The 16,503-nt window shown below is 74.8% G+C and carries 10 protein-coding genes and 1 pseudogene; 4 read left to right on the forward strand and 7 right to left on the reverse strand.

From position 1 onward, the window contains the following. Positions 1-252: 252 nt before the first annotated feature. Both C6W10_RS14690 and C6W10_RS14695 read left to right on the forward strand, forming a co-directional pair. A complete protein-coding gene (locus C6W10_RS14690; protein ID WP_107258565.1) occupies positions 253-1,116 on the forward strand; it encodes a PspA/IM30 family protein in 864 nt (287 codons plus the stop codon). Between the two features lie 105 nt (positions 1,117-1,221). Further along, complete coding sequence (locus C6W10_RS14695) at positions 1,222-2,004, forward strand: hypothetical protein (RefSeq protein WP_107258566.1); 783 nt, start codon at positions 1,222-1,224, stop codon at positions 2,002-2,004. Between the two features lie 7 nt (positions 2,005-2,011). On the opposite strand, the gene C6W10_RS14700 is transcribed toward C6W10_RS14695, so the two are convergent. From C6W10_RS14700 to C6W10_RS14720, 5 genes are all read right to left on the reverse strand, one after another. Beyond that, positions 2,012-5,662 carry a hypothetical protein gene (locus tag C6W10_RS14700; protein ID WP_107258567.1) on the reverse strand — a complete coding sequence of 1,217 codons (3,651 nt, stop codon included), beginning with the start codon at positions 5,660-5,662 and terminating at the stop codon, positions 2,012-2,014. A gap of 325 nt (positions 5,663-5,987) precedes the next feature. After that, the gene (locus tag C6W10_RS14705; protein ID WP_107258568.1) at positions 5,988-6,806 is read right to left on the reverse strand and encodes a DNA-formamidopyrimidine glycosylase family protein; all 819 of its coding nucleotides are present in this window, start codon (positions 6,804-6,806) and stop codon (positions 5,988-5,990) included. Positions 6,807-7,089: 283 nt separating this feature from the next. Further along, on the reverse strand, positions 7,090-7,335 hold the full coding sequence (locus C6W10_RS14710) for a CPCC family cysteine-rich protein (protein WP_234359515.1): 246 nt from the start codon (positions 7,333-7,335) through the stop codon (positions 7,090-7,092). A 111-nt stretch (positions 7,336-7,446) separates the two neighbouring features. Next, entirely contained in the window at positions 7,447-8,223 is a 777-nt protein-coding gene (locus C6W10_RS14715) for an S-adenosyl-l-methionine hydroxide adenosyltransferase family protein (RefSeq protein WP_107258570.1), read from the reverse strand. 44 nt (positions 8,224-8,267) lie between these two features. Beyond that, positions 8,268-8,780: an N-acetyltransferase gene (locus C6W10_RS14720; RefSeq protein WP_107258571.1), complete on the reverse strand. Its 513-nt coding sequence runs from the start codon at positions 8,778-8,780 to the stop codon at positions 8,268-8,270. Positions 8,781-8,818: 38 nt separating this feature from the next. Here C6W10_RS14720 and C6W10_RS14725 point away from each other — a divergent pair, with 38 nt between their 5' ends. Beyond that, on the forward strand, positions 8,819-9,757 hold the full coding sequence (locus C6W10_RS14725) for an LLM class F420-dependent oxidoreductase (protein WP_107258572.1): 939 nt from the start codon (positions 8,819-8,821) through the stop codon (positions 9,755-9,757). A 41-nt stretch (positions 9,758-9,798) separates the two neighbouring features. On the opposite strand, the gene C6W10_RS14730 is transcribed toward C6W10_RS14725, so the two are convergent. Together C6W10_RS14730 and C6W10_RS14735 are read right to left on the reverse strand one after the other, a co-directional pair. Next, on the reverse strand, positions 9,799-10,734 hold the full coding sequence (locus C6W10_RS14730; protein WP_107258573.1) for a siderophore-interacting protein: 936 nt from the start codon (positions 10,732-10,734) through the stop codon (positions 9,799-9,801). Between the two features lie 121 nt (positions 10,735-10,855). Then, positions 10,856-15,628, reverse strand: coding sequence for a DEAD/DEAH box helicase (locus C6W10_RS14735; protein ID WP_234361906.1), 4,773 nt, complete (start codon positions 15,626-15,628; stop codon positions 10,856-10,858). Positions 15,629-15,809: 181 nt separating this feature from the next. Here C6W10_RS14735 and C6W10_RS14740 point away from each other — a divergent pair. After that, a pseudogene (locus C6W10_RS14740) lies at positions 15,810-16,145 on the forward strand (hypothetical protein); the annotation flags it as partial. Between the last annotated feature and the right edge of the window lie 358 nt (positions 16,146-16,503).

Below are 16,503 nucleotides of genomic sequence, written 5' to 3' on the forward strand. Positions count from 1 at the left end.
CCGGCGGCGCCCTGCCGGCTGTCGTCGTCCCGGCTGACCGGGCTGTCCGGATCCCGGCGCCGGTGAAGGTGTGGCTCGCCGGGGTTTACCGCGTTACGGTGGGCCCCTGGCGGCATATCCGGTGGATATCCCCCTGAGGTCGTACGCCGGGGTGGCGCGATCCTGGGACGATGGAGATCCTGTCGCGCGGGCGCCTTTCCTGGGCCGGCCGACACGGCCACCGGACTGATGACACTGAGGGGATACCGGGAGATGGCGAACCCGTTCGTCAAGGGCTGGCGCTACATGATGGCGCTGTTCGGCGCGAAGATCGATGAGCATGCCGATCCCAAGGTGCAGATCCAGCAGGCCATCGAGGAGGCGCAGCGCCAGCACCAGGCGCTCGTCCAGCAGGCCGCGGCGGTGATCGGCAACCAGCGTCAGCTCGAGATGCGGCTGTCCCGGCAGATGTCCGAGGTCGAGCGGTTGCAGGGGATGGCCCGCCAGGCCCTGGTGCTCGCCGACCGGGCCAGGGCCGCCGGTGACGAGACCGAGGCGACGAAATACGAGCAGAGTGCGCAGACGGTCGCCACCCAGCTCGTCGCCGCCGAGCAGTCGACCGAGGATCTCAAGTCCCTGCACGACCAGGCGATCGGTGCCGCCGCCCAGGCGCGTCGGGCGGTCGAGAACAACTCGATGATCCTCCAGCAGAAGCTTGCCGAGCGGGCCAAGCTGCTCAGCCAGCTCGAACAGGCCAAGATGCAGGAGAGCGTGGCCAGGTCGCTGGAGTCGATGTCCGCGCTCGCCGCCCCGGGCAACACCCCCTCGCTGGACGAGGTGCGGGACCGGATCGAGCGGCGCTACGCCAACGCGATGGGCCGGGCCGAGCTGGCCGGCAACTCCGTCGAGGGCCGGATGTTGGAGATCCAGAAGTCCACCCTCGACCTGGCCGGCGCGTCCCGGCTGGAGCAGATCCGGTCCAGCATGGCCGGCGAGCAGCTGGCCGGCGGGGCGGCGAAGCCGGCGGTCGAGCCGGCGGCTCCGGCCGCCGACCCGGCCGGGGTGGCCCGGCTGGACGAGATCCGGGCGAGCCTGGGTCGGGACAAGCAGACCGGCGGCGGCAGCGCCGCCGGCTGAGCCGGCGTGATCCGGCGAACGCGGGGTGCCGCCGGCTCGGGCCGGCGACCATAGGGGGAGCGGAGCCGCCGGTCGGACCGGCGGCCGTCGGGGAGTGAGGTCGAGATGGCGGATCTGCGAACCCGTCACCTGCGCCGGCTGCGCAGCCTGCGTCGGTCGGTGCGGCGGTGGAGCGTGCTGGCCGGCGGCCTCGGTGGCGCGGCGGCGGTCCTCACCCCCTATCAGGGGCTGGGGCTGCCGGACGCGGCCTGGGCGGCGGCGGCCGGCGGTTCGGTCATGCTCGCGGTCTGGCGCTGGGCGGACCTCCGCGAGTTGGCCGCGCAGCCGGTGCCACCGGCGCCCGAGCCGGTGAACACCGACCAGGTCCGTGCCCGGCTGGTCGCTGCGGTCGAGCGGCTGCCCGCCGGGCGTCAGGCCCTCACCGAGGTACGTCGACAGCGCGCCCGGATCGCGTTGCGCGGCTCGCTGGCGGCCGAGCCGTGGGCCCGGCTGGACCGGGCCGCCACCACGATGGCCGGGCTCGCCGGCCGGCTGACCGGTCCCGCCGGCCCGGCGGCGCTGGAGGCAGCGGTGGCGGAGCAGTCCCTTCGGGATCTCGCCGAGCGACTGGCCAGTGTGGACCGGGCGGTACGGGTGGCGCCCGCCGACACCCGCCCGGAACTCGATGCCGCCCGGCGGCACCTGGCGGCGCAGCTCGACGACGGCGTCGGCGCGTACGAGCGGCTGGTCGCGGCGGCGGCGGGCTTCGTGGCCGAGGAGGGTCGGGAGTACGACGACAACTCCTCGGTCATCCGGCTCACCGAGGCGACCGACCTGCTCCGGGGCGTGGCGGGTGGCCTGGCCGACCTGCGCTCCCGTACCGGCCCGACCCCCCAGGCGATGTCCTAGCCCGTCGTCAGGCCGGCGTACGGATCGAGACCGCGCGGCTGACCACGGAGGTGCCGGCGGCGTTGCCGGCCTGGATCCGGTAGTGGTAGACGGTGTCCCGGGCCAGCCCGGTGTCGGCGAACGAGCGGGCGCTGCCCGGCACGCGGAGCGTCGTCACCCCGGTGGTGAAGCCGGGGCTGGTGGCCCGGTGCAGCCTGAAGCCGCCGACCACGCTGGTCAGCGGGACCGCCCAGGTCAGCACCACCGTGGCAGCGTCGGATCCGGGCACGCCGTCGAGTCTCGCCGCCAGCTCGGTCGGAGTCGCCGGCACCGCCGGGGTGACCACTGTGGAGACGTTCGACCACGGCGACGAGGCGCCCAGATAGCCGGTCCGCACCCGGTAGTAGTAGGTGGTGTCCGGGGCGACCCGAGGGTCCGGACAGCTCCCGGTGACCGGGACGGTGACGGTGACCAGCCCGCTGGTGAAGGTCGGGTTGGTGGCCCGTTGCAGGTCCACCGTGGTGGCGAAGGAACGGTTCACCCAGCCGCGGTTGACCCGCAGCGGCGGCCCGCTCGCCACCGTGGCGACCAGCCCGGTCGGTGGCCGCAACTGCACCAGCGCACTGGCGGTGTTCGAGTACGCCGAGTGGGCGACGCCGTTCTCGGCCCGGACCCGGTAGTAGTAGGTGAGTCCGGGGGTGACGGTCGAGTCGACGTACCGGTTGTCGCCGGTCGGGACGGTGAAGCTGCGCGGATCCCGGGTGAAACCTGCGTCGGTGGCCCGCTGCACCAGGCAGCCGGTCGCCAGCGGTCCCGGCGTACCCGTACCCCGGGAGTTGTCCGTCCAGGCCAGCACGATCGCCGGGAGCACGGTCGCCGAGCCGGGTTCCGGCCGGGCGGCGAGCCCGGTCGGCGCGGCCGGGGAGAACCGCAACACCATCGGCCGGGTCATCTGGGCGTCGGCGTGGCCGAGCAGTTGGCAGTGCCAGACGTACTCCCAGCCGAAGTTCTGCGGCCGGTTGGTCACCGCCGCCGGCTCGCCGGTCTCCGGGTCGACCTGGGTGTAGCCCTCGGCCGTACCGGCCGGTCGGGTCGGGTCGTGCAGCCGGACGCTGTCCGGGACGGTGAACGGCAGCGGTTCGGGCAGTGTCGGCCGGACCGCCACGACCGTCGCCTCGAACGGGTTCATCCGGAGGGTTTCCTTCCAGCCGACCTCGTTCGGCTCGGGCGGCTTGATCGCCCCGTCCCGGCCGACCCGGTTGACGAGCTGGACGTTGACGTGGTGGAAGTGGATGGACTGGGTGTCCATCCCGTTGTGGGTGATCTTCCAGAGCTGGGTGTTGTCGCCGGGCGAGCCGACCGGGGCGGCCGGGTCGGAGGGGAGCAGCACCTCGGTCGGCGGGTCGATCCGGGTCAGCGGGATGGTGGTCTGGATCAGCGAACTGGTCTTCGGCAGCTCGGTGCCGAGCAGGTAGCTCAGCCGGCCGTACTCGGGGTCGAACTCGGCCACGATCGCCTTGGGGCGCAGCGGCAGGGTCACCGGCGAGTCGCCGCCGTACGGGGTGAAGGTGAGCGAGGTGTCCTCGATCGGGGCGTACGTGTTCCGGGGCGTGGCGGTGCCGAACGCCGCGTCGTACGCCTGCTGCGGCACGATCGGCGGCGGCTGGCTCCGCCCGTACGCCCGGGGGAGCGCGACCCGGAGCCGGTCGGTGTCGAACGGCGGAGCCGGGGTGCCGACCACCTGGATCTGCATCAGCGTCCGGGTGTTCGGGCCGTAACCGGGGCGGGTGGTCGGCGGCCCGCCGGACGAGGTCCGGTCCGGGGCGCCGGTGTAGTGGTCGTTGCGCGGGTCGAAGCCCGGCATCGGCGCCGGAGCGTCGTTGTAGAGGATCAGGTTCGACCCCGGCGGCACCGACGAGAAGTCGACTACCACGTCGGCGCGCTCGCCGGGGGCGAGCAGCAGGGCGTGCCCGGTGACGTTGAGCACCGTCACGTCCCGCCGGTTGTACTGGTAGTCGATCGGCTGGTTCGGCAGCACCGCCACCGCCGGCAGCAGCCCGCCCTCGGAGCCGACCTGGATCCAGTCCGGCCCGGCCGCGTTCGGGTCCGGGACCCCGCCGCACCGGCCGTCGGTCGGCCAGCCGGGCGGAAAGTCCGGGTTCGGCCGGGCCGCCACCATCGGCACCTCCCCGGCGTCGCCGTCGGCCAGGGTGCCGTCCGGATGCCACATCGGCGCGTCCGAGGCCGCGTAGTAGAGCTGGAGGTTGAGGCTGCGGTCGTTGCAGGCGTTGAGGATCCGGAACCGGTACGCGGCCGGGCGCAGCCGCAGGTACGGGTAGGCGGCGCCGTTGACCAGCGGGGTGTCCAGAAAGGCGTCCGGCACCGCCGACGGTGTCGGGGTGCCCGGCTGGACCGGCGGCTCCCACGGCCGGGCGACCGGGTCGTGGTACGGGTTCGGCGCCGCCCCGTGCGTGATGCCGGTGAACGGCGGCCAGAACCAGGGCCCGTAGTCCCACCGCCCCATCGGGTTCGTCCCGGACTCGTTGTAGGGGTTCTGGCTCGGCATGTAGACGTGCGGGAACCAGAGGCTGCCGGTGCCGCCCCAGCGGGCCACGTCCCAGGTCGGGTCCTGGGCGGCGAGCTGTGCCTCGTCCGGTACGAAGGTCTTGTCCTGGAGCACCAGCACGATCTCCTCGGCCGGCAGCACGCCGTCGTCGACGAGTTGCCGCTGCACCGGATCGTCCAGCCGGTAGAGGCCGAGCTGTCCGGAATAGACGGTGAGCCGGGCGATCCCCTCCGCCTGGTCGTGGAACCAGAGCAGCCGGCCGCTCTGCTGGTTGGGGTAGTAGGCGGTGCTCGCCCCGGCGCCCGGGGCGGGCATGTCCGGCACGCTGGCGTGGCCGGCGCCGTGCGGGTAGGAGGTCGGCTCGCCGGCCGGGGTCGTCCACTGGGTCGGGCCGCCGTTGCTGATCCACGGGGTACGCCCGCCGTGCAGGTGGACGGCGGAGCGGTTCTGCGGGTAGTGCTCGGTGCCGCCGAGCGGACCCGTACCGGCGCCGGGCAGGGTCGGGTCCACCGGCAGGAAGAGCGCGCCGGCCTCGCCGACCGGCAGCCGGTTGACGTACTTGACCCGGACCGGACGGTCCCGCTGGGCCAGGATCAGCGGGCCGAGATGGTACGGCCGGACCGGCGGGCTGACCGTGTTGTGCCCGGTGGCGTCGGTCCCGTTGTTGAGCTGCCGGTACCCGCGCAGCCGGGTCGGCGGCAGGTCGGGATGCAGCCGCTGGTGGAACTCCTGCACACCGATCTCGTAGTAGTCGCAGCCTGGATAGGTGGTGGTGTCCGGCACCGCGACCGGGATCAGGTTGCCCAGCTCGTTGGGGGTGTCGCCGGTCCGGGGCAGCGCGGTGACGAACTTCCGGATCCCGGTGCCGGGGACCACCCGCCCGCCGGGGTCGCAGACCGGCAGCGGACTGTACGCGAAGTTGGGTACGAAGCCGAAGTAGCCCGGCGCGGCGGTCGGGTCCGGGGTGACCGCCGGCAGCGGATCGGTGCTGGTCCGGGCGGCCGGCACCACCGTACCCGCCGCCCGGCCGGTGCCGGCCGCTCCGCTCTCCCCGCCCTGTCGCCTGGCCTGCTCCGCCCGGGCCGCCCGGCTTGCCGCGAACCTCTTGAACATGACCGCACCCCTTCCCCGGGAAGATCAGCTCAGGACCGCTCCGTCCGCCAGTGCCCGAAGATCCGGCGCCGGTCCGCGCTGACCCGCCCGGTGAGCTGCTGACGATCCGTAAGCAGTCAACCGCTTACCACCAGTGTTGGATACGGTCGCCAGGCTGGTGAAAGCGTCTCGACTTCGGATTGGCACATCCGACCGCGCCGGGTTCTGGGGTGACCCTCGGTACGTGGCGGGCGGTCGAGCCGCCGGTCGGCGGGCCGGGCGACAGGCTCCTCCTGCGGCGCCCGGTTGCCGTGGCCGGCTGCGGTGGCCGGTGTGCCGGCGGTCCTCAGTGCGCGGGGCGCCCGGGGCGGCGCCCCGGCTCCGGTTGGCAGGCCGGGCACCAGTAGGTGACCCGGTCGTCCTGGTCCCGCTTCCGGATCGTCGAGCCGCAGCGGCGGCACGGTTCGGCCCGGCGGCCGTAGACGTAACTGGTCCGGCCCCGGTGCAGCGACCCGGTCGTGCTCTGCGTCCACCGTCCCCGGTTCGCCATCAGCAGCCGGTGCGCCAGGGCCACCATGCCGGGCAGGTCCGGAACCTCCCGGACCGGCGTCCACGGCGACACGCCGCGCAGGAAGAGCAGCTCGGACTTGTAGAGGTTGCCGATCCCGGCCAGGTTGGTCTGGTCGAGCAGCGCCTCGGCGATGCTCCGGCCGGGCTGGGCGGCGAGCCGGCGTACCGCCTCGGCCGGGTCCCAGTCCGGGCCGAGCAGGTCGGGCCCGAGGTGCCCGACCAGCGACCGCTCCTCGGCGGTGGGAACCAGGGCGAGATCGTGCAGGTGGTAGCCGACCGCCACCGAGGCGGCGGTACGCAGCACCACCCGGATGGTGTGCGCGGGGCGGGCCGCCCAGCGCTCCCCCGGGGCGTACGTCCGCCAGGCTCCGTCCATCCGCAGGTGCGAGTGGAGGGTGAGCTGCGCCTCGTCGTCCGGGGTACGCAGGCGCAGCAGCAGGTGCTTGCCCCGGGCGGCGGACTCCAGCACGGTCGCGCCGGTCAGGTCGGTGGTGGCCAGTCGGGGCACCCGGAAGTCGGTGGCGGTCAGCCGGTCGCCGGCCAGGGCACGGTGCAGCGCACGGGCGGTGTTCCACACGGTGTCGCCTTCGGGCACCCTTCCATCCTCCCTCAGCCGTACGCCCGCCGTCGGGTGGGCGCCGGTCCGGCAGGCGGTCGTGACCTGCGCGGACGCGTTACGGCCGAGCCGCCGCCGGGTGTGGGCTGGTCGGTCACGCCCGGGTCGCCGCCGGTCGTGCCGTCGCGGGGTCGTCCGACCGCCGAGGCTGGGCGGCGGCGCCTGCGCTGGAGGTGGCTCTGCGGGGTCGATGGTCGCGGGTCGCCCTCGGGTGGACGGCGGCGCGGGGCGTGGCCCGGGTGCTACCGCCGCCCACCCGGGGTCAGGGCAACTCCTCGGGGCGGGGCTGGCGGACCGCGTCCTGGTAACGCGGGTGGCTCGCGCCGTAGATGGCGTAGTTGAGCCGGGCGTCTGACAGGCTCAGGTCACCGTTGGGGCCGCCCCGGGCGGTGCCGGCATTCTGGTCGGTGGAACCGTCGTCGGTCCAGAAGCAGACCGGGCAGGTGCCGCCGCCGGTCCGGTGCGCGCAGCATGGGCAGGCGGCGACATCGATCGTGTGTTTCCCCACACGGGTAAGCATTTCACAGCCGCCCGGCACGGGCACAGTAGACAGTTTTGCCGACCCCACGGGTCCGTCCCGGCGCGGATCGGAGCCCGGTACGCCGGTCCGCGCGCCCCTTCAGCCGAGCCGCAGCACGTCACCCGGGGCGACGCCGAGGAGGTCGTCGGCGCGGCCGCCGTTGACCGCGACCGCGAGGTGGCCGGCCGAGTCCGGATAGACGACGGGTTCGCCGGCCGGGGCGTCGCCGAAGGTGGCACCCCGGACCGCCCGCCGCGCGCCGATCCGGACCACCGGACCGAACCGGCGCAGTGCCGAGCCGGGGGCGGCGAGCTGGACGTTGCCGAAGTGGTCGACGGCGAGCACCTCGGCCTCCAGCCAGCCGTCCCCCTCCACCAGCACCGGTTCGGCCAACCGCACCAGAGTCGCCGGGTCGACGGCGGGGCCGGCGTCGGTCAGCGGTGCGCCGAGCGCGAACCGGGCGGCGGCCGGGGCGAAGATGTCCCGGCCGTGGAAGGTGCGGGACGGGTCGGGGAACCACTCCGCGCTGGTCAGCTCCACCGCCTCGGTGATCCCGCCGAGCACGGCCGCGGCCCGGGGGAGCAGCCCGTTGTCCGGGCCGACCAGCAGACCGCCGGGGGTACCCAGTGCGACGCCGCGCCGCGCGGTCCCGACGCCCGGATCGACCACCGCCACGTGTACGGCCGGCGGCAGGTGCCCCACGGTCTGGGCCAGTACGGTGGCGCCGCGGGCGACGTCGCCGGCCGGGATCAGATGGCTGACGTCGATCACCCGGACCGTCGGCGCGATCCGGGCGACCACCCCGTGACAGGCCGCCACGAACCCGTCGGAGAGGCCGTAGTCGGTGGTCAGGCTGAGCCATGCGTAACCGGGCACAGCCGGAAGACTAGCCCGGCCGGCCCCGACGGCCGAGGCGGAACTCAGGCCGGTGCGTCGGATCCGGCCGGGAGCAGCCGGAGTTCGAGGCGCAGCTCGTCGTGCAGCGGGATGCCGTCGGCGCCGATCGTCGGGATGCTCGGCTTGCGCAGCCGGGCCCGGTCGACCGCGCCCGGGTCGACGGCGACGATCCGCAGGCCGCGCCGCTGATAGAAGCGGAGCGCCCGGAGGTTGTCGTTGCTGGTGATCAGCCAGAGCCGGTCCGCCCCCTGCGCCCGGGCGGTCTCCGCCGCCCCAGCCAGCAGCGCGGTGCCGACCCCGCTGCCGGGCTTGTCGGCCACGACGCTGACCACCTCCAGCCCGGCGTCGTCCAGGTGCCAGGCCAGGGCTCCGCAGACCCCGCCCGCGCCGTCGACCGCGACCAGGGTGGGCAGCTCGCGCAGGTCGTAGCGGACGTCGTGGCCGATCACGTACGGCCCGCCCCACTCCCGGTCGTGCAGCGCGTCGATGGTGGCCCGGTCGGCCGGCCCGGCTGGGCGTACCCGCAGTTGCGACACCTGTCCGCTCCTCCCCGGGCACCTGGCAAGGTGACTGTATGCGCCTGTGTATCTTCACCGAACCCCAGCAGGGGGCGAAATACCGGGATCTGCTCCGGATCGCCCGGCACACCGAGGAGTGTGGATTCGACGGCTTCTTCCGCTCCGACCACTACGTGACGATGGGCGGCAGCGGGCTGCCCGGGCCGACCGACGCCTGGCTGACCCTGGCCGCCCTGGCGGTGCAGACCTCGCGGATCCGGCTCGGCACGCTGGTCACCTCGGCGACGTTCCGGCTGCCGGGGCCGCTGGCGATCGGCGTCGCGCAGGTGGACGAGATGAGCGGTGGCCGGGTCGAGCTGGGTCTCGGCACCGGCTGGTTCGAGGAGGAACACCAGGCGTACGGCATCCCGTTCCCCTCGCCCGCCGAGCGGTTCGACCGGCTCACCGAGCAACTGGAGGTGGTCACCGGGCTCTGGGGCACCCCGGTCGGCGACACCTTCGACTACTCCGGGAAGTACTACCGGCTGGTGGGCTCGCCCGCGCTGCCGAAGCCGGTGCAGTCGCCGGCGGTACCGGTGATCGTCGGTGGCAAGGGGCTGCGGCGTACCCCGATGCTGGCCGCCCGGTTCGCCGACGAGTTCAACGTGCCGTTCAGCTCGGCCGACCAGGTGGCCCGCAGCTACGCGGCGGTGGCCGGGGCCGCCGAGCGGAGCGGCCGGACGGAGTCCGGGCGGGCCCCGCTGGTGCTCTCCGCCGCGCTCGCCGTGCTCTGTGGCCGGTCGGACGCCGAGGTGCGCCGCCGGGCCGAGGCGATCGGCCGCGACCCGGACGAGATGCGCACCTCGTACGGCGTCGCCGGCACACCGGAGCAGGTCGTCGAGCAGATCCGGGCGTACGCCGAGCACGGCGCCAGCCGGATCTTCCTCCAGGTGCTCGACATCGCCGACCTGGACCACCTCGACCTGATCGCCGCCGAGGTGGCGCCCCGGCTCTGAGCCGGCGCCCGGCGCCGGGCCGGGGACCCGAGGGACCGTGGTCAGGCGGCGTCGTCGGCCTTGCCGAGTCGCCAGTAGCCCATGAAGGCCACCGACTCGCGGTCGAGACCGCGCTCCGAGACGAGGTACCGGCGCAGCGTCCGGATCACCCCCGACTCGCCGGCCAGCCAGGCGTAGTGCCCGCCGTCCGACAGGCCGACCGGTACCTCCCAGAGTTCGTCGTCGACGGCCTCGTCCGACGCGTCGCGCGGGGCCGGCCGGTCCGTCGGGAGGAGCCGTTCGGCGGCGGCCCGGACCGCCGGGACCAGCAGGCTGCCGTGCGCCGCGCCCGAGCGGGGCAGCCAGCTCACCGTCACCAGCGGCGGGGCCGGCAGGTCGAGCACGTCCGCCGGCTCCGGCACCTCCAGGAGTACCTCGCCCCGGCTGTGCGCGGGCAGCCGTTCGACGATCGCGGCGATCGCCGGTACCGCCGTCTCGTCCCCGACCAGCAGCAGGGTGCGGGAGGCGAGCGCGGGCTGGAACTCCCGACCACCGTGGTCGCCGAGATAGCCGTGGTCCGGCCCCATGATGACGATCCGGTCGCCCGGCGCGGCGCCGAACGCCCAGCGGGCCGCCGGCCCGTGTGCGCCGTACGGGCCGCCGTCGGGGTGCAGCACGATGTCGACGTCGACCTCGCGGGCCTCCCGGCGTACGGCCCGGGTGGTGTAGGTGCGGAACGGGTTGCGCAGTTCGGTGGGGAGGGCCCGCCAGCGCTGGTACCAGTCGGTGCCCTGCGGCAGGTGGCGGAAGCCGTGCTCGGGTACCGGGAAGACGAGTTTGATTCGCTGGTCGTAGCCGGGGTCGGCGAAGGTGTCGAAGTCGTCGCCGGTGAAGGTCACCCGGAGGAAGGACGGGCTCAGCCGGTGCAGCCGGACGACCTCGGCCGGAAAGAGCCGCCACGGGGCGACGAGCGACGGGGCGGTGGAAAGCTCGGTCATCTGGCCAACCTCTCGGTACACGACGCCGACAGGTACGGCGAGCGGCGTGCCGTTAGGTTAGCCTAACCTCCGGAGATTGTCAGCGGGGGTGGGGCGACTACGTTTGGTCGGCAACGGCTGGTCAGCCGCGCAGCCGCAGCCCGCGCGGTGTGGTCCGGAAGCCGGCGGCGGTGAGCGCGTCACGCAGTGGCGAGGCGTGCACCGAGGCACCGTCCGCGCGTTCCACCGCCAGGGCGCCGAGCGCGCCGGAGCCGACCGCCGCGCCGAGCGCCTGGGCGGCGGCGGCCAGTGCCTCGGAGTCGTCGCTGAACGAGAGCAGCGTCCGGCCGCCGCGCTCGACGTAGAGCACCAGCGCGCCGTCGACCAGCACCACCAGGGCACCCGCCTTACGCCCGGCCCGATGCCCGGTCGCCGAACCGCCGCCTGCCGGGCCGCTGGTCACCGAACCGCCGGTCGCCGAACCGCCGCTCGCCGGGCCGCCGGAACCGCGGTCGGGTTCGACCGTGCCGTCGCCGGAGTCGACCACCCGGGCCGGCCAGGGCAGCGCCGCCCCGTACGGGTTCGCCGGGTCGGTGGCGGCCAGCACCCGGGCCCCGCCGGCCCGATGGCGCAACTCCTCCGGCTCGGCGAGCGCCCGCAGCCGGTCCACCGCACCGGGGACCGCGAACTGTGCCGCGCCCAGCCCCTCGACGAAGTAGCCACGGCGGGCCGCCCCGCGCTCCTCCAGCGCGGAGAGCACCGGATAGACCGCGGCGAAGCCGCCGGCCACCCCCTCGGCGACCACCGCTCCCCGGGTCACCACCCCGTGCCGCTCCAGCAGCACGTCGGCGAGGGCGGCGGCGCGACGGGTCGGGTCGACGTCCCGCCCGGGGAGCCGGGACCAGCGCCCGGCGGCCGTCGGCGGCCCGCCCCGGGCCGGCAGCGCCGGGCGGCCCGGCCGCCGGTAGCGGGTCCGGGGCGCACCGGTACGCGGCCGGTGCGCACCCCCGCCACCGACCACGGCGCGCAGCGGTGCGAGGGTGTCGTTGGTCAGCCAGCCGGCCCAGACCAGCTCCCACACCACCCCGACCAGCGTCGCGTCGTCGACCGGCCCGGCAGCGGATCCGGTGACCCGCTCGTCGACGGCAACCCGCTCGGCCAGCGAGCGGAAGAACAGCGCCTGCCCCTCGCCGAGCGCGCTCAGCACCGCCTCGTGCAGCGGGGTCAGCGCCAGCGCCTCGTCCGGCGGTGGCAGCAGCAGGGCCGCGCTGTCCGCGTACGCCAGGGTCACCCAGCCGTCGCCCCGGCCGATCGCTCCGGAGCCGGCCCAGAGCACCTCGCCGCTGGCGCAGAGCTCGTCGAGATAGGCGGGGGCGTAGTCGGCGACCCGGGCGGGCAGGACCAGGCTCTCCAGCGCGGACGCCGGCACGGCCGTCCCCTGCAACTGTTCCACCACGGCGGCGACCGCCTCGACACCCCGGGCCGCGGCGCCGACCTGCTGCCAGCGCGGCAGGAAGGTGGCCAGCGCCCGGGCCGGCACCGGTTCGATCTCCCGGCGCAACGCGGCCAGGGAACGGCGGCGCAGCAGGCGCAGCACCTCGGCGTCGCACCACTCCGGCCCGGCGCCGGTCGGCGAGAACTCGCCGGAGACGACCCGCCCGTCGGCACCGAGCCGGCGCAGCGTCTGCTCGACCACGAAGACCCCGAGCCCGAACCGGGCCGCGCAGGTGCCCGCGGCGAAGGGTCCGTGCGTCCGGGCGTAGCGCGCGACGAGATCGCCGAGCGGGTCGGCCACCGGTTCGAGGTACGCCTGCGCCACCCCGACCGGCAGCGCCACCCCGAGCGCGTCCCGGTAGCGACCGGCGTCCTCGACGCCGATCCAGCGTTCCTGCCCGGCGACCCGGACCTGGAGGATCCGCCGCGCCTGCGCCAACCCGGTCAGCCACTCCGGCGCGACCCCGCGCTCGGCCAGCTCGGCGTCGGAGAGGTCACCGAGCAGCCGGAGCAGCTCGACCGCGTCCTCGGCGTCCCGGGGCCGGCGCTGCTCGGTCAGCCAGCGCAACTGCCGTTCGGTCTCCGCCACCACCGTCGGGTCGAGCAGCTCCCGCAGGTCGACTCTGCCGAGCAGTTCGCCGAGCAGCGCCGAGTCGAGCGCCAGCGCGGCGGCCCGCCGTTCGGCCAGCGGGGCGTCGCCCTCGTAGAGGAAGGCGCCGACATAGCCGAAGAGCAGCGAGCGGGCGAACGGCGACGGCCGGGGCGTCTCCACCTCGACCAGCCGTACCTTGCGGGTGGCCACCTCCCGCATCAGCGCCACCAGGCCGGGCAGGTCGAAGACGTCCTGGAGGCACTCCCGGGCCGCCTCCAGGGTGATCGGGAAGTCGGCGTACTCCCGGGCGACGTCGAGCAGCTGGGCGGCGCGCTGGCGCTGCTGCCAGAGCGGCTGGCGACGGCGCGGATCGCGGCGGGGCAGCAGCAGGGCGCGGGCGGCACACTCCCGGAACCGGGCGGCGAAGAGGGCGGACCCGCCGACCGACTCCTCCACCAGGGCGGCGATCTCGTCCGGGTCGAAGGCGACCAGCTCGGCACCGGGCGGGTCGTCGGCGGTGTCGGGCAGCCGGACGACGATCCCGTCGTCGGAGGGAACCACCTGGGCGTCGACGCCGTAGCGTTCGGTGAGCCGGCGGGCGATGGCCAGCGCCCACGGGCCGTTGACCCGGGCGCCGAGCACACAGTGCACGGCCAGCCGCCAGTCGCCCAGCTCGTCGCGGAAGCGCTCCACGAGAACCGTCCGGTCGTCCGGTACGGAACGGGTGGCGGCCTGCTGCTCGCGCAGGTACGCCACCAGGTTGCCGGCGGCCCAGTCGTCCAGCCCGCCGGAGCGCAGCGCGGTGCGGGCCGCCTCGTCGTCGGCCCGGACCAGGCTGCGCAGCCGGTTGCCGAGCGCCCGGCCCAGCTCGACCGGGCGGCCGAGCTGGTCGCCCTTCCAGAACGGCATCCGGGCCGCCTGTCCCGGGGCGGGCGAGACCAGCACCCGGTCCGGGGTGATGTCCTCGATCCGCCAGGACGACGAGCCGAGCAGGAAGACGTCGCCGACCCGGGACTCGTAGACCATCTCCTCGTCCAGCTCACCCACTCGGGCGGCCCGCTCGGCGCCGGCCAGGAAGACGCCGAAGAGCCCCCGGTCGGGGATGGTGCCGCCGCTGGTCACCGCGAGCCGCTGCGCCCCGGGACGGCCGGTGAGCAGGTCGGCGGCGCGGTCCCAGACCAGCCGGGGGCGCAGTTCGGCGAAGGCGGTGGACGGATAGCGCCCGGAGAGCATGTCGAGTACGGCGTGCAGGGCCGAGTCGGGCAGCTCGGCGAAGGGTGCGGCGCGGCGGATCAGGGCGGTGAGGTCGGCGACCCGCCACTCGTCGAGGGCGACCATCGCGACGATCTGCTGGGCGAGCACGTCCAGCGGGTTGCGCGGGTAGTGCAGCTCCTCGATGGCGCCGTCGGTCATCCGTTCCGCCACCACCGCGCAGGAGAGCAGGTCGCCCCGGTGCTTGGGGAAGACCACGCCCCGGGAGACCGCGCCGACCTGGTGCCCGGCCCGGCCGACCCGTTGCAGGCCGGCGGCGACGCTCGGCGGGGCCTCGATCTGCACCACCAGGTCGACGGCGCCCATGTCGATGCCGAGTTCCAGGCTGGAGGTGGCGACCACCGCCGGCAACTGGCCGGACTTGAGCGCCTCCTCGATGTGCCGGCGCTCCTCCCGGGAGACGCTGCCGTGGTGCGCCCGGGCGATCACCGGCGCCGCCCCGGTCGCCGCACCGGACTGGGCCATGATCTCGGCCGGCAGCCGGGGCGGCGTCCCCGGCCGGTCGGCACCGACCCGCCCGGCGGAGGCTCGGCGGCCGGCCGCGCCCCCGTCGACACCGGTCGGCTCGAAAGCCCGCCCGGCCCGATCGACGGCCGACCCGGCCCCGTTCCCGGTGAGCTTGGCTCCGTCGGCGGCCAGTTCGGCCTCGTCGGCGGCGAGTTCGTTGAGGCGGGCGCAGAGCCGCTCGGCGCCGCGCCGCGAGTTGGTGAAGACGATGGTCGACCGGTGCGACCGGACCAGGTCGTAGACCCGTTCCTCGACCGCCGGCCAGATCGACGCCCGGCGCGGGGTGCCGAACTCGTCCTCCGGCGCCTCCTGCTCGTCCAGCCGGGTCATGTCCTCGACCGGCACCTGCACGCTGACCTCGATGGTCTTGGCGGTCTCCGGCTGCACCACGGTCACCGGCCGGGCGCCGCCGAGGAACCGCGCGGTGGCGTCGATCGGGCGTACGGTCGCGGAGAGCCCGATCCGCTGCGCGGGGGCGGGCAGCAGCGCGTCGAGCCGCTCCAGGGAGAGCGCCAGGTGGGCACCGCGCTTGGTGCCGGCGACGGCGTGCACCTCGTCCACGATCACGGTCTGCACGCCGCGCAGCGAGTCCCGGGCGGCGGAGGTGAGCAGCAGGAAGAGCGACTCCGGCGTGGTGATCAGGATGTCCGGCGGGGTACGCGCGAAAGCCCGCCGCTCGTCGGCCGGGGTGTCGCCGGTCCGCATCCCGACGGTGATCTCGGGTGGCGGCAGGCCCAACCGGGACGCCGCCTGCCGGATGCCGGTGAGCGGGGTGCGCAGGTTGCGTTCGACGTCGACGGCGAGTGCCTTGAGCGGGCTGACGTAGAGCACCCGGCAGCGCTGCCGGGGATCGTCCGGAGCCGGCTCGCGGGTCAGCCGGTCCAGCGACCAGAGGAACGCGGCCAGGGTCTTGCCGGAGCCGGTGGGGGCGACCACCAGGGCGTTGTGGCCGGCGCCGACCGCCCGCCACGCCCCGGCCTGGGCGTCGGTGGGTGCGGCGAAGGCGGCGTCGAACCACTCCCGGGTCGCCGCGCCGAAGGTCGCCAGCACATCGCTCACCGACCCATCGTGCCCGGTCGGTCCGACAGGTTCACCGGAACGGTTGTCCGCATGCCCGGTTGATCGTTGTTTTCGCCTGAGATGAGGGCTAAGTCTCACTTAACTGCTTGCGAATGATGTGCGACCTACAGTAACTTCTCCGAAACCCAAGCTCGGCGCCAAGGGGGTACGGATGACCGGCGATCCGCGCGACGTCCCCGCCGCCACGGACGTGTTGACCCGCCGGGTCGAGACCTACCTGACCGTGGCGCGGTCCGGTCTGCGCGGCGCCGACCTCGAACTCGCCGAGCGGCTGGTGGACTGCCTGCGCCAGTTGGTCGCCGCCACCGCCACCGCCAGCGCGGCGGACCGGGCCCGGGTCCGGGCCGCGGTGCACGCCCTGGTGCTGCGCCGCGAGGCACACGGCCGGGTGCTGCCCCGGCGCTCCCTCGCCGCCGCCCAGCAGGTGATCAACCAGGTGGTCCGGCAACTCGGCCGGCCCGACCTGGTGGTGCCCTCCACACCGGACGCGCCGGACGAGACCGCCGCCCGCGCCCTGCTCGCCCGGAACACCGGACCGACCCTGCTCGATCCGGCCCCGGCGCAGGGCGTCGACTCGCCGTGCACCGTCGGCTGACACCCCGGATCCCACCGACCCCACCCGCCCGGTAACGGCAACCCAGCGGTAGCCGCGACTCGCCCGGCCCCGCCGCCCGCCCGGCAGCCCCGCCCGCCCGTTCCGGCCACGCGTCGGCCGGCCGCGCCGCATGATCGCCGAACCCCGCCTCACTCGGGTGGTTTCGGGCAATTCCGCGCGTCGAGCCGGACTCTGGCGTGTGATCTGTCTGAGTCCGCGTCCTCGCCGCAGGACCGTGCCGACACCCACC

The organism is Plantactinospora sp. BB1 (assembly GCF_003030385.1).
GTDB lineage: Bacteria > Actinomycetota > Actinomycetes > Mycobacteriales > Micromonosporaceae > Plantactinospora.

Coding starts and splice junctions, on each gene's coding strand:
- C6W10_RS14690 (WP_107258565.1), top strand. CDS start 253: ATGGCGAACCCGTTCGTCAAGGGCTGGCGCTACATGATGGCGCTGTTC.
- C6W10_RS14695 (WP_107258566.1), top strand. CDS start 1,222: ATGGCGGATCTGCGAACCCGTCACCTGCGCCGGCTGCGCAGCCTGCGT.
- C6W10_RS14700 (WP_107258567.1), bottom strand. CDS start 5,662: ATGTTCAAGAGGTTCGCGGCAAGCCGGGCGGCCCGGGCGGAGCAGGCC.
- C6W10_RS14725 (WP_107258572.1), top strand. CDS start 8,819: ATGCGCCTGTGTATCTTCACCGAACCCCAGCAGGGGGCGAAATACCGG.
- C6W10_RS14730 (WP_107258573.1), bottom strand. CDS start 10,734: ATGACCGAGCTTTCCACCGCCCCGTCGCTCGTCGCCCCGTGGCGGCTC.